Raw genomic sequence first — 17,711 nt, forward strand, 5'->3', positions numbered from 1 at the left:
GAACCGAGCAGTTTGCCACTATGGAACAACCCGTCCCATCCAAGGGCTTCCTCGACCTCCTCAAACACAGCATGATTGTGAAAATCCTGCTCGCTGTGTTTCTCGTTGTCGTTATCGCGATGTTGTACCCGAAAGGACTGACCTATCAGTACGAGTATCGTGAAGGGGACATCTGGATCGACGAAGATCTTATCGCGCAGTTCGCCTTTGCCGTGTACAGGGATCCCAAAATTGTGGAGAAAGAGCAACGCGAAGCCGCCATGAACACCCCATGGAGCTTCGACCGATTCCAGAATGTGCGCGCGGTCGTCAGAGACTCCATTGAAAGAAATCTCGATCATTTGGAGCGGACTGTGCGCGCTGCTCTTAGCACCCGTCCACGGCGGCAGAGGCAGAATTACTACAATACGATTGCGGACAGTCTCGCCCGCAGCACCTCCAAACGCATTCAGCCACCACTGACCGGCCCACAGTGGCGCCGATGGCTGGCCCTGCTTGACGGAAGGATCAGTGATGCCGAATTCGCGCGAGCACGGATGATCGTTCTCGAGCTCGTTGAACAGATGTATTCCAATGGCTACATCGACCGGGAAAAGCCCACCTTTCACCTCGATGTCCTCGCCATCCGTCTCGACAGTACGACTGAGCTCCGTACGCCCGTGAAGGATTTTTTTGACAGGAATGAAGCCGGACAGTTTTTGCGACAACGACTGCGCAGTAGTTTTCCGCAGGATACGGTATTCGCGGATGCACTCAGCGCGTTGTCCATGAAGTCGCTGATACCCAACGTGTTGTATAATAATGAGCAGACACAGTTTGCCATTCAGGCTGCGGTCAATAACGTCGCCCGAACAGACGACATCGTAAAATCGAACGAACGCATTGTCAGCAGACACGAACGGGTGACTCCCAACATCAAGCGCAAACTGGATTCCTACGTTCTCGCAAAGGCCGAGCGTGCGGGTGATTCCAACGAGCTTCTCCTCTTTCTTGGCCGTGCGGGACATACGATTGCGATTCTGTTTCTCCCCGTGATATACATCTCTTTGTTCAGAAAGCGTATCATCATGGATAATGCGCGTCTTCTGCTGATCGCAACGATCATTTTACTCATCGCATTCCTGTCCTATCTCACCTTCACCCTGTCGCTTGACGGCCCGGTGCAATACCTCATCATTGTCCCGGCCGCGGCGATGCTGCTCACGGTCATTTTTGATTCCCGCGTCGCGTTCTATACCACAGTAACGATCAGTTTTCTCGTCGGGGCCTTACGGGGCAATGAGTACTCGATCATCATTGCGTCCATCCTGGCAGGATCCATGGCGATTTACACCGTGCGTGATATCAAGAACCGAACGCAAATTTTCCGATCGCTGATGTTCATTTTTCTTGGGTATGCGTTCGCGATAGTGGTGAATGGTTTACAGCGCTCCATTTCCCCCGACGTACTCGGCGTCGAGCTGGCATATGCTCTGGCGAATTCTATTCTCTCGCCGGTGTTCACCTTCGGCCTTCTGATTTTCTTCGAGAAGGTCTTCAGAATCACTACCGACCTCACCCTTCTGGAACTTTCGGATTTCAATCATCCTCTGTTGCGGGATCTCTCGGCCCGCGCTCCCGGGACGTTCCATCACAGCATCGTCATGGGGACCCTGGCTGAAGCGGCGGCGACGGCCATCGGCGCCAATGCCACACTCGCCCGCGTCGGGGCCTATTACCACGATATCGGCAAAATGCTGGAGCCCGAATTCTTTGTCGAAAATCAGATCGGCACACAGAATGTGCACGATTCTCTCGATCCGAAATCCAGTGCCCGGCACATCATGGACCATGTACTCCGCGGGATCGAGCTGGCGAAAGAACATAACATTCCCGACCGCGTCATCGAGTTCATCCCCGCACACCACGGCACCACGCTCGTCAGCTATTTCTACGAAAAGGAGCGTGCCGGCGGAGATCCGGATACGCCACAGGCGGATTTCCGCTACGGTGGTCCGCGTCCATCCTCCAAAGAAACGGCTATTGTGATGCTTGCCGACACCATCGAGGCAGCGACGAGAGCGATCGAGGAACCGACCATCGACAAGATTCGCGATCTTATTGACCGTATCGTCGCGAAGCGTCTCGCCGAAGGTGAGTTGAATGACAGCGATCTGACGTTCCGCGAGTTGACCATCGTGAAGAGCAGTTTCCTGAACATCCTGACCGGCATTCATCATTCACGCATCAAGTATCCGAGCGAGGAAGATGCGAAAGCGGCGAAAAAGATCGCGGAGCGCACGTCGAGGCTCCTTAACCTCCCATCCACAGCCGATGCGCTGCAACAGCGTCTGAAAAAACTCGATTCGTTCTGACCCATGCCCTCGTTTGCATCCGTTCTTACGGCATTCAAAACCTACATTGCTCTCGAACGCGGCTTCGCCTCCAACTCCATCGATGGCTACATGCGCGACATCGTTCGTTATACACAATGGATGGCAGATCAGGGCGGGATCGACAATCCCGGCCACATCAGCATGACCGATGTGACGCGTTACCTGAAACTCCTGGCAGATACCGGTCTTGCCGCAGCTTCCCTCTCGCGCACGATTTCGACCATCCGGCATTTCCATCGCTTCCTCCTCGACGAGGGCTACGCGCAGACGAATGCAGCCGAACTGATAGATACACCCGCGCTCACCAGGCATCTCCCCATGGTGCTGACGCAGGATGAAATGCTGCGCATTCTCGAGCAACCGGATACCTCCACTACGCTGGGCACACGCGACAAAGCGCTCCTCGAAATGCTGTACGCAACCGGAATGCGCGTCTCCGAGCTCATCTCCCTCGCATTTGAACACTTCCTCCTGCCGGAAGCCTTGATACGTATTCTCGGAAAAGGCGGCAAGGAGCGCATCGTTCCGGTGGGAAGAGAAGCGATTGAGCGGACACAGCGCTATATTACACATGTCCGTCCCCGACTCAGCAGGCGGGACAAACCAACAACAGTCATTTTTCTCAATCACCGGGGCGGTCCGCTGACACGGATGTCCATATTGAATTTCGTAAAGAAGTACGCATTATCCGCAGGTATCGCGACAGACGTGCACCCGCACACGTTCAGGCACAGCTTCGCAACGCATTTACTCGAAGGCGGAGCCGATTTACGATCCGTACAGGAGATGCTCGGGCACTCCGATATCAGCACAACGCAGATCTATACGCACATTGACCGTGACTATCTTAAAGAAGTCCACACCACCTACCATCCACGCGCCTGAATGTATTTCCCTGTGAGCTCCACATGTTCATTTCGTTCGAAGGAATAGATTTCTGCGGCAAGACGACGCAGATAGAGCGTCTGGCCAGCATCATGGAAAAGAGAGGCGAGCGATGCCTGCTCGTCCGGGAACCCGGCGGAACGGTGTTGTCGGAACAGATCAGAGCGATGTTGCTGGACAAGGGACACATCGCGATGCATGCGGTAACGGAATTGCTCCTTTTTTCCGCCGCCAGATCTCAACTCGTGCAGGAGATCATCATTCCGGCACTGCAGCGAGGGGAGCATGTGATTGCAGATCGCTTCTTCGATTCCACAACCGCCTATCAGGGTTTTGGGCGGGGTCTGGACATAGAACGCATACTCTCGCTGCATGATACCGCTGCGCATGGAATCATACCCGATCGCACGCTGTTCATCGATATCAGCGTTGAAGAAAGCTTCAGACGCCGCGTCGCCGACGGCAGAGCAACGGACCGGATGGAACAGGCTGATTTCACCTTTTTCGAACGCGTGAGAAATGGCTATCACGCGCTCGCACGGCGTTACCCGGGCAGGATCACCTTGCTCGACGGCATGCAAAGCATCGACGCGATAGCGCATCGCATCGAATCCCTGCTCTCTTCTCCAGAAAAGGACGCAATGCAGTGATACGCAACATCTTCATGCACAGACTAGGAATCACGGCACTCGCACTCGGCGTCGCCGCTTTTCTGCTTGCCGCAGGCGATGCGGATCTGCAACGACTGCTGCGAGGTCAGGAACTCATCGTGACGATGTACCGTCTCATTCTGTCGGATCATGTCGAGGAAATTCCCCCTGACGACTTGCTGGAGGCCGCGACGAAAGGGATGTTCAGCGCTATCGATCCCTATGCGGAATTTATCGAGGAACGTGGCAGCGCGGAGATGGACATCCTCAACCGCGGGTCGTATGGAGGGCTCGGGATAAAGGTCCTGACATGGAATAATAAGCACTACGTCAGCTTTGTCTACGATGCCGTCAGGACGCTCACGGAGCTGCGCCCCGGCGACATGATCGTGCAGGTGGATTCCATTCGCTTACTCAACGGCAGTGCACGCGACATGCGTGAATTGCTGCGCGGAACACCCGGCACACCGGTGTCGATTCGGATAGTGCGTCCTGGTACATCCGATACTCTCACAATCAACACGATGCGGCGCAGTGTCGAGGTAACACCGCTCGCGTATGCCGAGCTTCTCGACAACGAGATCGCGTACGTCAAGCTCGCGCGATTCTCCCGTTTCGCCGCAGATTCCTTGCGGACCACCTTGCGCGGCATGATGCGCGAAAAACCACTCAAGGGCGTCATACTCGATCTTCGCGACAATCCCGGTGGACTGCTCGAGAGTGCGGTAGCTGTCGTAAGTCTCTTCGTGCCTCCCGGTCAACCCGTTGTCAGCATGCGGGGGCGTGATCCTTCCAAGGAGCGGCATTATGCTTCACTGCCCTCCCCCATCGCCGAGAACATACCCATCGCCGTGCTCGTCAACAAGCGCAGCGCAAGCGCCAGCGAGATCGTCGCGGGCGCTATTCAGGATCTGGATCGTGGTATCGTGCTCGGGAACCGTACCTTCGGCAAGGGTCTGGTGCAGAACATTCTTCAGATGAATTACCGGACCTCGCTGAAACTGACCACGGCAAAATATTACCTCCCCTCGGGTCGCTGCATTCAACGATTTCAGTACGTGGGAGGGAAAGCTGTCACCGCAGAAGGAATAGACAGCATCGGAGCTACGTTCCGCACTCTGAAACTCGCACGCACGGTCAGACAGTCCACCGGCATCGTACCGGATCTGTCGGTACCGGACGATTCCCTGCAAGGCCCACTGCGTTGTCTCAATACTGCGCACGCCGTGTTCTTTTTTGTGAGCGATTATCTCAATACCCATGCCCGGGCACTTCCCCAGGGCGAAGCAGCACTTCAGCGGGAGTTCTCCGGATGGCTTGCCCGCAACGATCACTGTCTGGATACCGAACTCCAGGATCAGTATTCCGCACTGTTACAGCACGCCGAGCAATACCACGTTGACAAAGCTGCCCTCAACGCGCTGCGTGCCCTCGAAGGCAGGCTTGTCGTGGACAGCGATCTCGTTGTCAGGAAATACTGGAAGTGGCTGAAGCGCGAGATTGAACTGGAATTCGCACTGCAATCTTCTGGTGAACGTGCGCAGATCGTTCGCGCACTTCAGGACGATCAACTGGCGCAGACCGCCAGGGCATTGCTCCGCGATGACAAGCGGTTTCACGCAACGCTTAAAAGCGGTCCGGAGTACTGATTTGATTTGCCTGACGCGATTCCCTGAACGCGTCATCGCAGCATGACACCTGGCACCATAACCCTGCGTCTGCCGCCTTCACGGCAGCAGGTGCATGGTATCCCGTCCGCATCGCAAAAACAGTGGACACTCGGGTGATACCCGGTCACTTCCTCTTCACCATCCACAGAACATTCTTGACGTCTGCTGAATGACAGCACTCCCGAGCCTGGACCCGGGAGTACTCTATGATCATCTCGTGCATGTCAGCAGTTGCCGCCGAAACGAAGCCAGTGCTGCTTAATACGTCCACAGTGAACACGTGCGATGAAATTGTCGATGTATGCTGCGCTTCCGGGGCCATCCTTGTGATAGAATCATGCTCGAAGGCGTCGCACGCAATCAGGGGAATACCTCCCCAAATCTCTCGGTAGCGGTGCTCGTCTGCGAGGACGTTCAAAAGGAGTCCGCTGTACAATGGATCAAAAACGAGCAGTCCCTACCAGCTCAGTTTCGCGGAAAGCGCAAAGGCCTTGAAATCAACCTTCCACGCATCGAAAGAGCCGAAGTGACGGACGATGGCCGCGAGCACTTCCGGACCTTTTGAGGGGTCGCCATCACCGCCGAGGTCATTCCAGTACACATCGTGCAGTAGTGCGCCGGAGTGGTTCCAGGTTAGCGTCGTTTGAGTTCTCCGATTTCGCGTCGTTGCCGTTTACAGCGCCGTGATCCGCTGTTTCGAGTCCCTGTGCAATGGCTTTCCGGGATGCGACGTATCTGTTGTTACGCCTGTTGCAGTGCCAGTCGGAGGTCTCCGGGGAGAGCACACCCTAGGGCAGCGGCTGCGCTTCCTCCTCCGTACAGGGTCTGAGATTGAACGCCCATTCGTACGCCATCATGTACTCTTCTCATTGTTCATCAGGATGTGCCGGGTCGGCTGTTTCCATATAAGACAAGCGGTACGTGATTAGTTTACAAATAGTACAAAAAAAGCGCCACCGCATTTTGCAGTGGCGCGGGGATTCCGGTATCGGGCGGGCTCAGACGCCGAACGAGGATCCGCAGCCGCACGTGCGTACGGCATTGGGATTATTGAAGACGAAGCCCCTGCCCTGCAGACCATCGGTATAGTCCAGTTCGGTGCCATCGAGATAATACAGGCTCTTTGCGTCGACGACAAGCTTGACGCCCTGAATCTCCAGCAACTCATCGGAGTCGCGGAAATCTCCGTCAAAGCCGAGAGAATACGAAAGGCCGGAACATCCGCCTCCTTTGACGCCGATGCGCAGGCGATATTCGTCCGGGATGGCGTTCTCCTGGCGAATGTTGGTGATCTCCGCGACGGCTTTTTCGGTAAGAGTGATCTCGCCGATGTGTTCTTCTATGTGTTCTGACATGTCGGGCTCCTGACTGGCTGAGTGCGATAACGTGTGTTTATCTGTTGCTTGTTCTTCGTGCTTGCTACGCAGCTGCTTCCTTCGATGCTGCCGCCTCTTTCACCACGCGCGGACGAAGGTAACGCTCGTGATGCAGAATCCAGGTATTGCGGGAGTGCGGACGAAGTATGCTACGCTGCTCCAGGTCTGCGATAACCTGCCGGGCGATGTCATCAGCCTTCCGCGTACCGACGTCCACGCCCTCTTTCGCCCTGAAGTAATCGCGGACACCGTACTGAAAATCCCGGTAAAAAATGTTGCTCAGGTGAAATACAGGAAATCCGTGTTCCCGCATGAAATCGAGAAGTTCAGTATCCCGGCCGATGATGTTCTGCATGTACAATACTCCTGACATAAAATTCAATCCGTAATATACAAAACACGGAGTCAAAATTTGTGGTTCCTCCTCAGAACGTCCTTCCCGGGAGCACCTCGAGGGGATTGTCCGCACGGCGAGGGCTTGAGCCGCAGAGGAGCTACGCTCCGCATCGTCCATATTCCAGAGGTTTTTCCGGATTGAATGACAGGCAGGGATTCCGTAACTTGTTGTTTTGTCTCACGTGCGCGAACGTCGGTGAACATTTCGGTATTCGTCTCCGGTAGAGGATCCAACCTGCGGGCCATTCACGCGGCTGTACAGCGGGGCGAGCTCGATGCACGGCTGCGTCTGGTCATTTCCAACAGATCGGACTCCCCTGCTCTCGATTTCGGGCGGACTATCGGCGCACAGACGACATCATTGGCCGACACCGCACCCGGGAGTGAAGAAGAGACCGCCCGAATACTGGACGTGCTTCGACAGGTCGAGACGGAGTTTATCGTTCTTGCCGGTTACATGAGAATGATTCCGGAGAAGGTGGTGAAGCAATACCACCAGCGCATTGTGAACATTCATCCCGCTCTTCTGCCTTCGTTCGGAGGGAAAGGGATGTATGGGCACAAGGTTCACGAAGCCGTTCTCGCTGCCGGAGTGAAAGTCTCGGGCGCAACCGTACACCTGGTAAATGAGGAGTATGACCGCGGTCCCATCGTCATGCAACAGTGCGTTCCGGTGCTGGATAGCGATACACCCGAAACACTAGCGGCCCGGGTACTCGAAGTGGAACACGCGCTGTACTCCCGCGCCCTACAATTGCTCATCTCCGGTCGCATCCGGATCACAGAAAACAGAACCTTTATCCAATGAATGCACTTCCTATCAGACGCGCACTTATCAGTGTCTACGACAAAAGCGGCATAGTCGGCTTTGCCCGCGCGTTACAGGCCGCAGGGATCGAAATTCTCTCCACAGGCGGTACCGCCCAAATGCTGCAGGAGTACGGCATCGCCGTAACGCTTGTACAGGACGTCACAGGCTTTCCTGAAATGCTCGATGGCCGCGTCAAGACGTTGCACCCCGCGATTCATGCCGGATTGCTGGCACGTCGCGACCGCCCTGACCATCTCGCCGTAATCGCCGAGCACGGTATCGTACCGATCGATCTCGTCGTCATCAACCTCTATCCGTTTTCGAAGACGGTGGACTCCGGAGCCCGCGAGGAAGAATGCATCGAACAGATAGACATCGGTGGTCCGGCGATGATACGGTCCGCTTCCAAGAACCATGCCGCTGTGACCGTGGTGTGCGATCCGGAGGATTATGACACCGTCCTGCGCGCAGTTACCGAGCATGGGACCACCACGCTGTCCATGCGCAGGGAACTTGCGGGAAAGGCCTTCGCGCATACCGCTCACTACGATCACGCGATCGCATCCTGGCTTGAACGCGGCAGCGACCACACCGCAGCACTCCCGACACGGCTGCTCATCTCGGCGGAGAAGGTGGCTGATCTTCGCTACGGAGAGAATCCGCATCAGCCGGCTGCGCTGTACGGCGGTTTCTTCGACGATTTTGTCAAATTGCATGGGAAAGAGCTCTCCTATAACAATATCGTGGACATCGAAGCGGCGTCGCATTTGTGCGACGAATTCGACGCCGCGGCCGCCGTTATCGTCAAGCACACAAATCCATGCGGCTGCGCGACGGCCTCTTCCCTGCTTGCCGCATGGCACGATGCTCTGGCCACGGATCCCGTATCCGCTTACGGCGGTATTGTCGCCTTCAATCGCGAAGTGGACGTGCAAACCGCCGAGGCGCTCAATCAGCTGTTCACGGAAGTGGTGATCGCGCCCGCGTTCGCATCCGACGCTCTCGACATCCTTCAACGCAAACGTGACCGTCGTCTGATCAAGAAAATCGTTCACGACCAAGCCAGTCCCGGAGTGCAGGTAAAATCCATTCGAAATGGTTATCTTTGTCAGCTGGACGATACGGCCCCGATTCAGGAAACGGAATGGAAGGTCGTGACCATGCGTACGCCGGATGCAGCCGAATTTGCCGCACTGCGCTTTGCCTGGAGAGTCGCCCGGCACGTGAAATCGAATGCCATCGTCTACGCCAGGGATAGCAGGACACTGGGCATTGGCGCGGGACAAATGTCGCGCGTCGATTCCAGCAGAATTGCTGTTTCAAAGGCCGGAAACGCCGGACTTGAACTCACTGCTTCGGTCGTCGCTTCCGACGCGTTTTTTCCTTTCGCAGACGGCCTGCTGGAAGCCGTGCACGCCGGAGCCACCGCGGTCATTCAGCCCGGAGGCTCGGTGCGCGATCAGGAAGTCATTGAAGCAGCGGATGCGCACAACATAGCGATGGTGTTCACCGGTACTCGTCATTTCAAGCATTGATGCAAAAAATACTATGGGCCTGTTCAGTCTTTTCGCCAACGATATAGCAATCGACCTCGGCACCGCCAACACCCTGATCTGGGTTAAAGGAAAAGGCGTCGTTCTCAGTGAACCATCGATTGTAGCGTTCGATAAAAACACAAAAAAAATTATCGCTATCGGCAACGATGCCCGGGAGATGCAGGGGAAAACCCACCGCGAGCTGCAGGTGGTGCGACCCATGCGTGATGGGGTGATCGCCGATTTCGAAATCGCCGAGGGCATGCTTCGTGCCTTTATCAAGAAAATCATGAATAGCTGGGTGCCCTCCCGTCGCATCGTGATCTCCGTCCCAAGTGGTATCACGGAAGTGGAGAAACGGGCCGTGCGCGACAGCGCAGAGCACGCAGGGGCCAAAGAGGTCTATCTCGTCGCCGAACCCATGGCCGCCGCCATCGGTATCGGACTCAATGTGGATGCTCCTGTTGGCGACATGATTATCGATATCGGTGGCGGTACCACAGAAATTGCCGTGATCGCCCTGTCGGGAATCGTACAGGAAGAATCCATTCGCATCGCAGGCGACGAGCTGAACAGCGCCATCATTCAACACTTCAAAAAAAGTCATAACCTGCTGATCGGCGAGCGCACCGCGGAGATCATCAAATGTGAAGTCGGCTCGGCGACGCCGCTGAAACAGGAACTGGTAGTCCGCGTCAAGGGCCGCGATCTGATCGGCGGCCTGCCGACGACTGTAGAGGCCTCCTCCGTCGAAATCCGCGAAGCGCTTGCGGAACCGATCACCGCCATCGTGGAAGCGGTGAAGGTGACGCTTGAACGCACCCCTCCCGAACTCGCGGCTGACATTCTCGACCGCGGTATCATGCTTACCGGTGGCGGTGCGTTGCTCAAGGGCCTCGATGCCCGCATCAGAAAAGAGACGAATCTTCCAGTGCACGTCGCAGAGGATCCCCTCACCGCCGTCGTGCGTGGCACGGGCGCCATCATGGAGAACCTTCATCATTACAGCAAGGTCATCCTCAAGGGGAAGAAGTACTGATTTTGAACGGACTGGATGAGCGCCATGCAGCTTTTCCTCGCATTCATCAGAATCTTCCGGGAATACATCGTGCTCGTCATTCTGGCGGCACTGTCCCTGCTGCTCATGACGAACAGCAGCAGCGCGCCTGTCCGCGTCTTCCGTTCCGTGAGCATAATCTTTTTTGCGACGCTGCAGAGCGGCTCCACGTGGGCCGCTGAAGTCATTTCCCCTCGCACCGACGAGAATACGCTCCGCGACGTCAACGTGGGCTTGCTCGAAGAAGTGATGCGCCTTCGTGGATTGCAGCAGGAGAACATCGAACTCCGCCGCAGCATCGGTCTGCGTGAACGAACCCCCTATCCGCTCGTGACAGCGGAAATCGTGGGAAAGAACCTCGCTCTCGGCCAGAACATGATCACGCTCGACGTCGGCGAAGACGATAGCGTGCGTGTGAATATGCCCATTATAAGTGAAACGGGTCTCGTCGGGAAAATCGTCGCGACAAGCAATCGCTATGCGATCGGGATGCTCGCTCTGCACCGTGACTTCCGCACGCCGGCAAAAATCAAGCGTTCGCGCGTGGACGGCATCATCGCATATCACTCCGGTTCCAGACTCAGACTGCAAAACATCTGGAAAACCGCTGATGTGATCAAGGGGGATACCATCGTCACGTCTGAATACAGCAACGTTTTTCCACCCGAAATCCTTATTGGTGTTGTTACGAGCATAGGACCCGGCGAGGGCGGTTTATTCAGTCAGATCGAGGTGCAGCCCCTCGCGGCATTCTCTTCTCTTGAACGCGTGTTCGTCGTATTGCGGAAGAGCAATGAAGAGCGCAACAGACTGGAGCGGACAAACGTCGCCGGCGAGGAAAGCCCATGAACAGCGAAGTCCGTTTTCACGTGTGGGCCGCAGGCAGTATGCTCGGTTTGGCAGCGCTCCAGGTTGCCCTCGGGAGTCTTATGGACATTGGCGGCGTGATACCGGCCTTCCTCCTCATAGGGGTGCTGTTCCTGTCTCAACTCCGCGGTCAACTCGCAGCGATGCTGCACGGATTTCCGGCAGGAATTCTGGTGGATCTGTATGCCGGTGAGCTTGTCGGGATAACCGCGCTCGCCTTGATTATCGCCGGATTTGCCATCGGCTATACGTATGACCAGGAGCGCCGCGAACGCGTCATCCGTTCTCCGCGCATGGTTCTGTTGATCGCCGCCGGGGCGTTGCTCTATCACTCGGTGTATGTGTTCTCGTATATCCGAAGCCTCGATGTCGATTTCCTGGCGTTGCTGCTCGCACAAACGATCGGCGGAACCGTGTATACCACAATTCTTGGGAGCATTCTGGTACTGATTCTCGCGCGTACGACCCGAAAGATCATGGTGGAGTAACAGTAATGATGGAGAATCTGGAATTCGCGGGGCGCAGACGTGCGTATATTCTCGGCGGCCTGATCGTCTTCTCACTGGCGCTGCTGGTGATACGTTTGGTGGATCTCCAGTTCTTGCAGTATGAGAGCTTCCGCTCCACTGCGGAAAAAAACTCCATCAGGCAACAACCAAAGAGTCCGTTACGCGGGAATATGTATGATCGTGATGGTGCGCTGATTGTCGAAAACAACCCCAGCTACACCCTGACAATCACCCCCTTCGAATTTCAATGGCACACACTGCCACTCCTCGTGCGTCTCTTTGACGTGGACACGAATCTTGTCCGCTACCGCGTGACACGGGCCGGCATCAATTCCTTTGATCCGGTGAAAATACTCCCGAATCTGAGCTTCGCACAGGTCAGCCTGCTCGAGGAGAACAGGACACTCCTCCCGGGGGTCGGATTTCTGATCGAAAGTACGCGTCGGTACAATCTCGACGCGCGCATGGCACACCTGCTCGGCTATACGAAGGAAATCTCCCCGACACTTCTGCGAACGCTGGGCGAGTATTATCAGCCGGGCGATATTGTCGGCTTCAACGGCATAGAGGCGTACTACGAACCCATTCTTCGCGGACGGAAAGGGTATGGCTATCACACGGTGAACGCCATGGGAAGAGTGGTGGAAAGCTTCGAACACGGTCGCTCCGATATTCCCGCCCGTGAAGGAGCGGACCTCTTCCTCTCGATTGATCAGCAATTGCAGCGCTACGGCGAGCAAATCATGCGAAATCGGCGCGGCGCCATCGTCGCCATGGACCCGCGTAACGGGGAGGTTCTTGCCTTCGTCAGCGCACCCGATTACGACCTGAATGACCTCAGCGGAAAAATCAGCCCGGAAGTCTGGAACGGACTTATCGGAAACCCTGCCAAGCCCATGTACAATCGATGTTCCATGGCTGCATATCCGCCCGGCTCCACATTCAAGATGCTCGTCGCCGTTGCGGCATTGCAGGAAGGCATTATTGATCCGGACACGAAAATTCACTGCCCCGGTTCCTACCCGCTCGCAGGCAAGGATTTCCGTTGCCATGGTGCGCATGGGAATGTCGGCGTGGTAGCCGCTCTGGAGTATTCCTGCAATGTGTTTTTCTACAAACTGATCTTCAAGCTGGGTTTCGCGAATCTTCAGAAATACGGGGCACTGTTTCATTTCGGCAGACCCACCGGCATGGACATCAGCAATGAGTCCGCCGGTATCGTCCCGAGCGAAGAATACTACAACCGGCGCTACGGCACCCGATGGAATATCGGCTATCTCGTGAATCTCGGCATTGGTCAGGGTGAAGTCAACACCACCCCTCTGCAGATGGCTGCCTATACCGCGGCGATCGCAAACGGCGGGACCTACTACACACCGCACGCCGTACGGAAGGTTCGCGACAGATTTCGTAACCAGACCACCGATATACCGGTGAAATCGGAGAAGCTGCCGATCTCACGTGAAGCGATGTCCGTTATCCAGCGCGGTATGTTGCGCGTCGTCCATGGAGGAGGGACAGGGTACGCGGCGAGAGTGTCGGGAGTCCGTGTGGCCGGAAAAACAGGTACCGCGCAAAATCCTCCGAATCCGGATCACGCATGGTTCGTCGGCTACGCTCCGTTCGAGGAGCCGACAATCGCCGTCGCTGTCATCGTCGAGAACGGGGGTTTCGGGGGATCCACCGCCGCGCCCATCGCCGCTGCGATGATACGGCAATATCTTTATCCCCAGAGACGCGAGGCATCAAGCGTGCGCGACAGCACCGAGGTCGCTCCGGCAGTTGAAATCCCGGTTGTGCATCCTTCACATCCAGTGGCTGATTGATGAAGGGACGCGGCATTTCTCCTTACGTACGACGCCTGGACTGGATGATTCTTGCACCGGTCCTCCTCCTCGTCGCTTTCGGTCTGCTCGCGATCTTCAGCGCTACGCACAACGCCGAACTGATCGTGAAATTCCAGAAACAGATTTTCTGGGCCGCATTGGGTATACTGTCGCTGTTGCTCGTCTTACTGGCACCCCCACGATTCTTTCATTACAGCGCATATCTGCTGTATGGGGCAGCATTGCTCCTGTTATCCCTCGTGCTCGTGTTCGGCCATACCGTATCCGGTAACGCCGGCTGGTTCGGCATCGGCGGCTTCGGGGTGCAGCCTTCGGAGTTCGCGAAAATCGCCACCATCCTTGCACTGGCGCGCTATCTGTCGGATCGGACGACAAGCTTACGTTCCTTACCGGATATCGGCAAGGCGATCGGCATTGTCGCATTGCCCTGGCTCCTCATCTTCATGCAGCCGGATTTCGGGACAGGATTGGTGTACTGGGTATTTTTTATTTCGATGCTGTTCTGGTCCGGAGCGGAGATGCTGCTGCTCATCGTCATGCTCTCACCGGTTCTCGTGGCGGTGCTGGCGATCATCGATCTGTGGTACTTCATACTTGCCACACTGGTCGTGGCAGGACTGTATTACATCGTGCGAAGGAACCTCGGTTTCGCGCTCATTTTCTTCGCCTTCAATCTTTCGATCGGTTTTGGTGTACAATACGCATACGAGCACCTACCTGCATATCAGAAGGCGCGCATTGCCGTATTCATTGACCCCTCACAAGCCCCGCTCTCGGCAGGGTGGAACGTCATACAGTCCAAAGTCGCGGTCGGCTCGGGAGGACTCTTCGGCAAAGGATACTTGCAGGGGACACAGACACAGCTCCGCTTCGTACCGGAGCAGTGGACCGATTTCATTTTCTGCGTTCCCGCAGAGGAATTCGGTTTCATTGGCGCCGTCATCATCCTCCTTCTCTATGGCCTCCTCTTTATCCGCGGTCTGGTTATAGCAAAGAATCTGGAATTGCGCTTTGCCAGCCTTGTTGTCGCCGGGCTGGTTGCCATGCTTGCCTTTCACGTGGTCGTGAGCATTGGCATGAGTCTTGGAACAATCCCCGTCATAGGCATCCCGCTCCCCTTCATGAGTTACGGCGGGTCCTTTTTCATCACATCCATGGTTGCTATCGGGATAATACTCCACGCCTGGATGTACAGAACAGGGATGGAGTAGACGACAGGCAGGTGTCGGAACGACGTACGTCATGTAGAAACTGCGAGCGAGGCAGGTACACCGTGCGACCCTCACCCGACAGAGGGTTTGCGTATCCTGTTCTTCCTCGGTACTTTAGTAAGATTACGGATGTGCAGGCACGTATGTCCGTCGTTATGCACCGATGCAGAGGATACACCACTTCTCAAATCGCCAGATCGTGACAATAATCCCGAATTCACAAGTGTTATACACACGCATCTCAGATTCAGAACGCCAGGTAACGGAGTATTATCATGCCTGAAGAACAGATCTCGTTAAAAGATCTCGAACAAGAAATGTCTATCGCAGCACCGCAGGAAACCGCGCGCATTGATTACGTGGGACTCGTCGGCGGCGGAGTCATGGGCCGTGGCCTCGCCCATACACTTTCCGCGCAGGGTCTGAACGTCCTCATCGTCGAGCGGGACGAGGAACGTGCACAACTGTGCCTCGACGGCCTCGCCGAAAATATGGATCGTGAAATCCAGCGTTGGAGCATGACGTCCAGTGAAAAACGCGCCCTGCTCAGCCGAATCAAAGTCACTACCGACATCACCGAAGTATCGCATACCGATTTTGTGATGGAAGTGGTGGATGAGCAATTCGATCTCAAGCAGGAATTACTCCTGAAACTCGACAAATTGTGTTCGCCGGGCACCATCATCGCGTCGAACACGTCCACACTCAGTCTCACGAGAATTGCCAAACCGGTTGTGCATCCGTCACGCATCATCGGCCTGCATTTTGCAAACCCGGTGCCGAAAACACCGCTCTGTGAAATCGTCCGCGCGTTCCAGACTTCGGACGAGACCTTCCGCCGGACCAGGGAGTTCATCAATTCCATCGGGAAGACGCCGGTCGAGGTGTACGAATATCCGGGCTTCATCACCACCCGCGTCATCATCCCGATGCTCAACGAAGCGATGTACGTGCTCATGGAGGGTGTTGCCAGCGCCGAAGATATTGACACAGCCATGCGGCTGGCCTACAATCTCCCGACAGGTCCTCTCGAGCTGGCGGATAGCATGGGACTCGAGGAGTTGCTCGCGTGGATGGAATCCATGTTCCAGGAGCTGGGCGACTCGAAATACCGCCCCTGCCCTCTTCTCAGAAGAAAGGTCCGCGAACAGAAATACGGACTGAAAAGCGGCGAAGGATTTTTCCGCTACGACGACGCAGGCAAACGAATTTCCGACACTCAGGCACAGGAGGCGTGATCATGAACATTCTCGTCGTCAATTGCGGCAGCTCTTCGATCAAATACCAGTTCATCGAAACAGAAACACAAACGCGCCTCGCCAAAGGTCTTGTGGACCGGATCGGTATGAGCGGTGCGGTGCTCACGAACACGCGGCACGATAACGACACGATCAAGCTGACCGGTGAAATCCTTGATCATGGTATGGCCATTGAATACGTTCTCGCCGTGTTGCTCAGTAAAAACCATGGCGTCATCAAGGATAAATCCGAAATCCATGCCGTCGGTCACCGCGTCGTGCACGGTGCCGAGGATTTCGCAGGTTCCGTGCTCATCACGGAGGATGTGCTCCGGTCTCTGCGCGACAACATCGAACTCGCCCCGCTGCACAACCCGCACAACATCCGCGGCATCATGGCCTGCAAGCAACATCTTGCCGATATTCCTCAAGTGGGCGTCTTCGATACGGCCTTTCATCAGTCCATGGAGCCACATGCGTTTCTGTACGGCATACCGTATGTGTTCTACAAGAAATACAAGATCAGGCGCTACGGCTTCCATGGTACTTCCCATTTCTTCGTCTCAAATCGGATGGCGACACTGATGGGCAAACCGATCAGTGAATTACGTCTCGTCACCTGCCATCTCGGCAATGGCTGCAGCATGGCGGCAGTGAATTGTGGCGTGAGCGTGGATACCACCATGGGTTTCACTCCGCTCGAAGGTCTCATCATGGGCAGCCGCAGCGGTGATCTCGATCCGCAGCTCATCCTGTATATCATGGGCAAGGAAGGGCTCTCCCTCAACGAGGCAACAACTCTCCTGAACAAGCACAGCGGTTTGATGGGCATTTCCGGTGTGAGCAGCGACATGCGCGAAATCGAACAGGAGAGCGAAAAGCTAAATGACCGCGCTCGTCTCGCCTTCGACATGTTCTGTTATCGCGTCACCAAGTATATTGGCGCGTATGCCGCCGCGATGGGCGGAATAGACGGAATCGTGTTCACCGGCGGCATCGGCGAAAACAGCATTCTCGTACGCGAGTACGTCTGCAGCAAACTGGCCTTCCTCGGCGTGGACTTCGATCCGGACGCGAACGCTTCAGGTCCGAAAGAACGCTTCATTACCGCCCCGAATTCCAGCACCGTCGTAGGTGTGGTGCCCACGAACGAGGAGCTTGTCATTGCGCTCGACACCATGGCCATCGTCAAAGGGGAATTACCTCCCTCGATGACAAACATGGCGCGCAATCAGGCACTGGAGCAGATCCATTGATGCATTCGCGGTGGTGGCCGGTAACCAC

Annotated in this window: 16 protein-coding genes; 13 read left to right on the top strand and 3 right to left on the bottom strand. The window is 55.8% G+C overall.

What is annotated here, in order from left to right:
* Positions 1 to 20 precede the first annotated feature (20 nt).
* Genes M5R41_05745 through M5R41_05760 form a run of 4 tightly spaced genes read left to right on the top strand, consistent with a single transcriptional unit; the run spans position 21 to position 5,559 of the window.
* On the top strand, positions 21 to 2,354 hold the full coding sequence (locus tag M5R41_05745) for an HDIG domain-containing protein (GenBank protein MCZ7555888.1): 2,334 nt from the start codon (positions 21 to 23) through the stop codon (positions 2,352 to 2,354).
* A 3-nt stretch (positions 2,355 to 2,357) separates the two neighbouring features.
* Positions 2,358 to 3,260: a site-specific tyrosine recombinase XerD gene (xerD, locus tag M5R41_05750; protein ID MCZ7555889.1), complete on the top strand. Its 903-nt coding sequence runs from the start codon at positions 2,358 to 2,360 to the stop codon at positions 3,258 to 3,260.
* 23 nt (positions 3,261 to 3,283) lie between these two features.
* Positions 3,284 to 3,910 (top strand): dTMP kinase, encoded by a 627-nt coding sequence (tmk, locus tag M5R41_05755; GenBank protein ID MCZ7555890.1) that lies wholly within the window; start codon positions 3,284 to 3,286, stop codon positions 3,908 to 3,910.
* Positions 3,907 to 5,559 (top strand): S41 family peptidase, encoded by a 1,653-nt coding sequence (locus M5R41_05760; protein ID MCZ7555891.1) that lies wholly within the window; start codon positions 3,907 to 3,909, stop codon positions 5,557 to 5,559. The genes tmk and M5R41_05760 overlap by 4 nt, the downstream gene beginning before the upstream one ends.
* A 478-nt stretch (positions 5,560 to 6,037) precedes the next feature.
* Here the strand turns inward: M5R41_05760 and M5R41_05765 are convergent, their stop codons facing one another.
* From M5R41_05765 to M5R41_05775, 3 genes are all read right to left on the bottom strand, one after another.
* Entirely contained in the window at positions 6,038 to 6,181 is a 144-nt protein-coding gene (locus M5R41_05765; GenBank protein ID MCZ7555892.1) for a Fe-Mn family superoxide dismutase, read from the bottom strand.
* 397 nt (positions 6,182 to 6,578) lie between these two features.
* A complete protein-coding gene (locus tag M5R41_05770) occupies positions 6,579 to 6,935 on the bottom strand; it encodes an iron-sulfur cluster assembly accessory protein (GenBank protein MCZ7555893.1) in 357 nt (118 codons plus the stop codon).
* Between the two features lie 64 nt (positions 6,936 to 6,999).
* Complete coding sequence (locus tag M5R41_05775; protein MCZ7555894.1) at positions 7,000 to 7,311, bottom strand: hypothetical protein; 312 nt, start codon at positions 7,309 to 7,311, stop codon at positions 7,000 to 7,002.
* A 237-nt stretch (positions 7,312 to 7,548) separates the two neighbouring features.
* Between M5R41_05775 and purN the strand changes: the two genes are divergently transcribed.
* The 9 genes from purN (at position 7,549) to M5R41_05820 (ending at position 17,683) form a co-directional block, all read left to right on the top strand.
* Positions 7,549 to 8,160: a phosphoribosylglycinamide formyltransferase gene (purN, locus tag M5R41_05780; GenBank protein MCZ7555895.1), complete on the top strand. Its 612-nt coding sequence runs from the start codon at positions 7,549 to 7,551 to the stop codon at positions 8,158 to 8,160.
* Entirely contained in the window at positions 8,157 to 9,698 is a 1,542-nt protein-coding gene (gene purH, locus M5R41_05785) for a bifunctional phosphoribosylaminoimidazolecarboxamide formyltransferase/IMP cyclohydrolase (GenBank protein ID MCZ7555896.1), read from the top strand. The genes purN and purH overlap by 4 nt, the downstream gene beginning before the upstream one ends.
* Before the next feature lie 13 nt (positions 9,699 to 9,711).
* Positions 9,712 to 10,737 carry a rod shape-determining protein gene (locus tag M5R41_05790; protein MCZ7555897.1) on the top strand — a complete coding sequence of 342 codons (1,026 nt, stop codon included), beginning with the start codon at positions 9,712 to 9,714 and terminating at the stop codon, positions 10,735 to 10,737.
* A gap of 24 nt (positions 10,738 to 10,761) precedes the next feature.
* Positions 10,762 to 11,604 (top strand): rod shape-determining protein MreC, encoded by an 843-nt coding sequence (gene mreC / locus M5R41_05795; GenBank protein MCZ7555898.1) that lies wholly within the window; start codon positions 10,762 to 10,764, stop codon positions 11,602 to 11,604.
* Positions 11,601 to 12,110 carry a rod shape-determining protein MreD gene (gene mreD, locus M5R41_05800; protein MCZ7555899.1) on the top strand — a complete coding sequence of 170 codons (510 nt, stop codon included), beginning with the start codon at positions 11,601 to 11,603 and terminating at the stop codon, positions 12,108 to 12,110. Before mreC ends, mreD begins: the two co-directional genes overlap by 4 nt.
* Positions 12,111 to 12,115: 5 nt before the next feature.
* On the top strand, positions 12,116 to 13,957 hold the full coding sequence (gene mrdA / locus M5R41_05805) for a penicillin-binding protein 2 (protein MCZ7555900.1): 1,842 nt from the start codon (positions 12,116 to 12,118) through the stop codon (positions 13,955 to 13,957).
* Positions 13,957 to 15,189, top strand: coding sequence for a rod shape-determining protein RodA (gene rodA, locus M5R41_05810; GenBank protein MCZ7555901.1), 1,233 nt, complete (start codon positions 13,957 to 13,959; stop codon positions 15,187 to 15,189). Before mrdA ends, rodA begins: the two co-directional genes overlap by 1 nt.
* Before the next feature lie 275 nt (positions 15,190 to 15,464).
* Complete coding sequence (locus M5R41_05815) at positions 15,465 to 16,427, top strand: 3-hydroxyacyl-CoA dehydrogenase NAD-binding domain-containing protein (protein ID MCZ7555902.1); 963 nt, start codon at positions 15,465 to 15,467, stop codon at positions 16,425 to 16,427.
* Between the two features lie 2 nt (positions 16,428 to 16,429).
* Positions 16,430 to 17,683 carry an acetate kinase gene (locus M5R41_05820; GenBank protein ID MCZ7555903.1) on the top strand — a complete coding sequence of 418 codons (1,254 nt, stop codon included), beginning with the start codon at positions 16,430 to 16,432 and terminating at the stop codon, positions 17,681 to 17,683.
* Positions 17,684 to 17,711: the final 28 nt, after the last annotated feature.

Source organism: Bacteroidia bacterium, assembly GCA_027493955.1.
GTDB lineage: Bacteria > Bacteroidota > Ignavibacteria > SZUA-365 > SZUA-365 > JAOSJT01.

Coding starts and splice junctions, on each gene's coding strand:
- M5R41_05775 (MCZ7555894.1), bottom strand. CDS start 7,311: ATGCAGAACATCATCGGCCGGGATACTGAACTTCTCGATTTCATGCGG.
- purH (MCZ7555896.1), top strand. CDS start 8,157: ATGAATGCACTTCCTATCAGACGCGCACTTATCAGTGTCTACGACAAA.
- mreC (MCZ7555898.1), top strand. CDS start 10,762: ATGCAGCTTTTCCTCGCATTCATCAGAATCTTCCGGGAATACATCGTG.
- M5R41_05820 (MCZ7555903.1), top strand. CDS start 16,430: ATGAACATTCTCGTCGTCAATTGCGGCAGCTCTTCGATCAAATACCAG.
- M5R41_05770 (MCZ7555893.1), bottom strand. CDS start 6,935: ATGTCAGAACACATAGAAGAACACATCGGCGAGATCACTCTTACCGAA.
- mreD (MCZ7555899.1), top strand. CDS start 11,601: ATGAACAGCGAAGTCCGTTTTCACGTGTGGGCCGCAGGCAGTATGCTC.
- M5R41_05790 (MCZ7555897.1), top strand. CDS start 9,712: ATGGGCCTGTTCAGTCTTTTCGCCAACGATATAGCAATCGACCTCGGC.
- M5R41_05815 (MCZ7555902.1), top strand. CDS start 15,465: ATGCCTGAAGAACAGATCTCGTTAAAAGATCTCGAACAAGAAATGTCT.
- mrdA (MCZ7555900.1), top strand. CDS start 12,116: ATGATGGAGAATCTGGAATTCGCGGGGCGCAGACGTGCGTATATTCTC.
- tmk (MCZ7555890.1), top strand. CDS start 3,284: ATGTTCATTTCGTTCGAAGGAATAGATTTCTGCGGCAAGACGACGCAG.
- M5R41_05745 (MCZ7555888.1), top strand. CDS start 21: ATGGAACAACCCGTCCCATCCAAGGGCTTCCTCGACCTCCTCAAACAC.
- rodA (MCZ7555901.1), top strand. CDS start 13,957: ATGAAGGGACGCGGCATTTCTCCTTACGTACGACGCCTGGACTGGATG.
- xerD (MCZ7555889.1), top strand. CDS start 2,358: ATGCCCTCGTTTGCATCCGTTCTTACGGCATTCAAAACCTACATTGCT.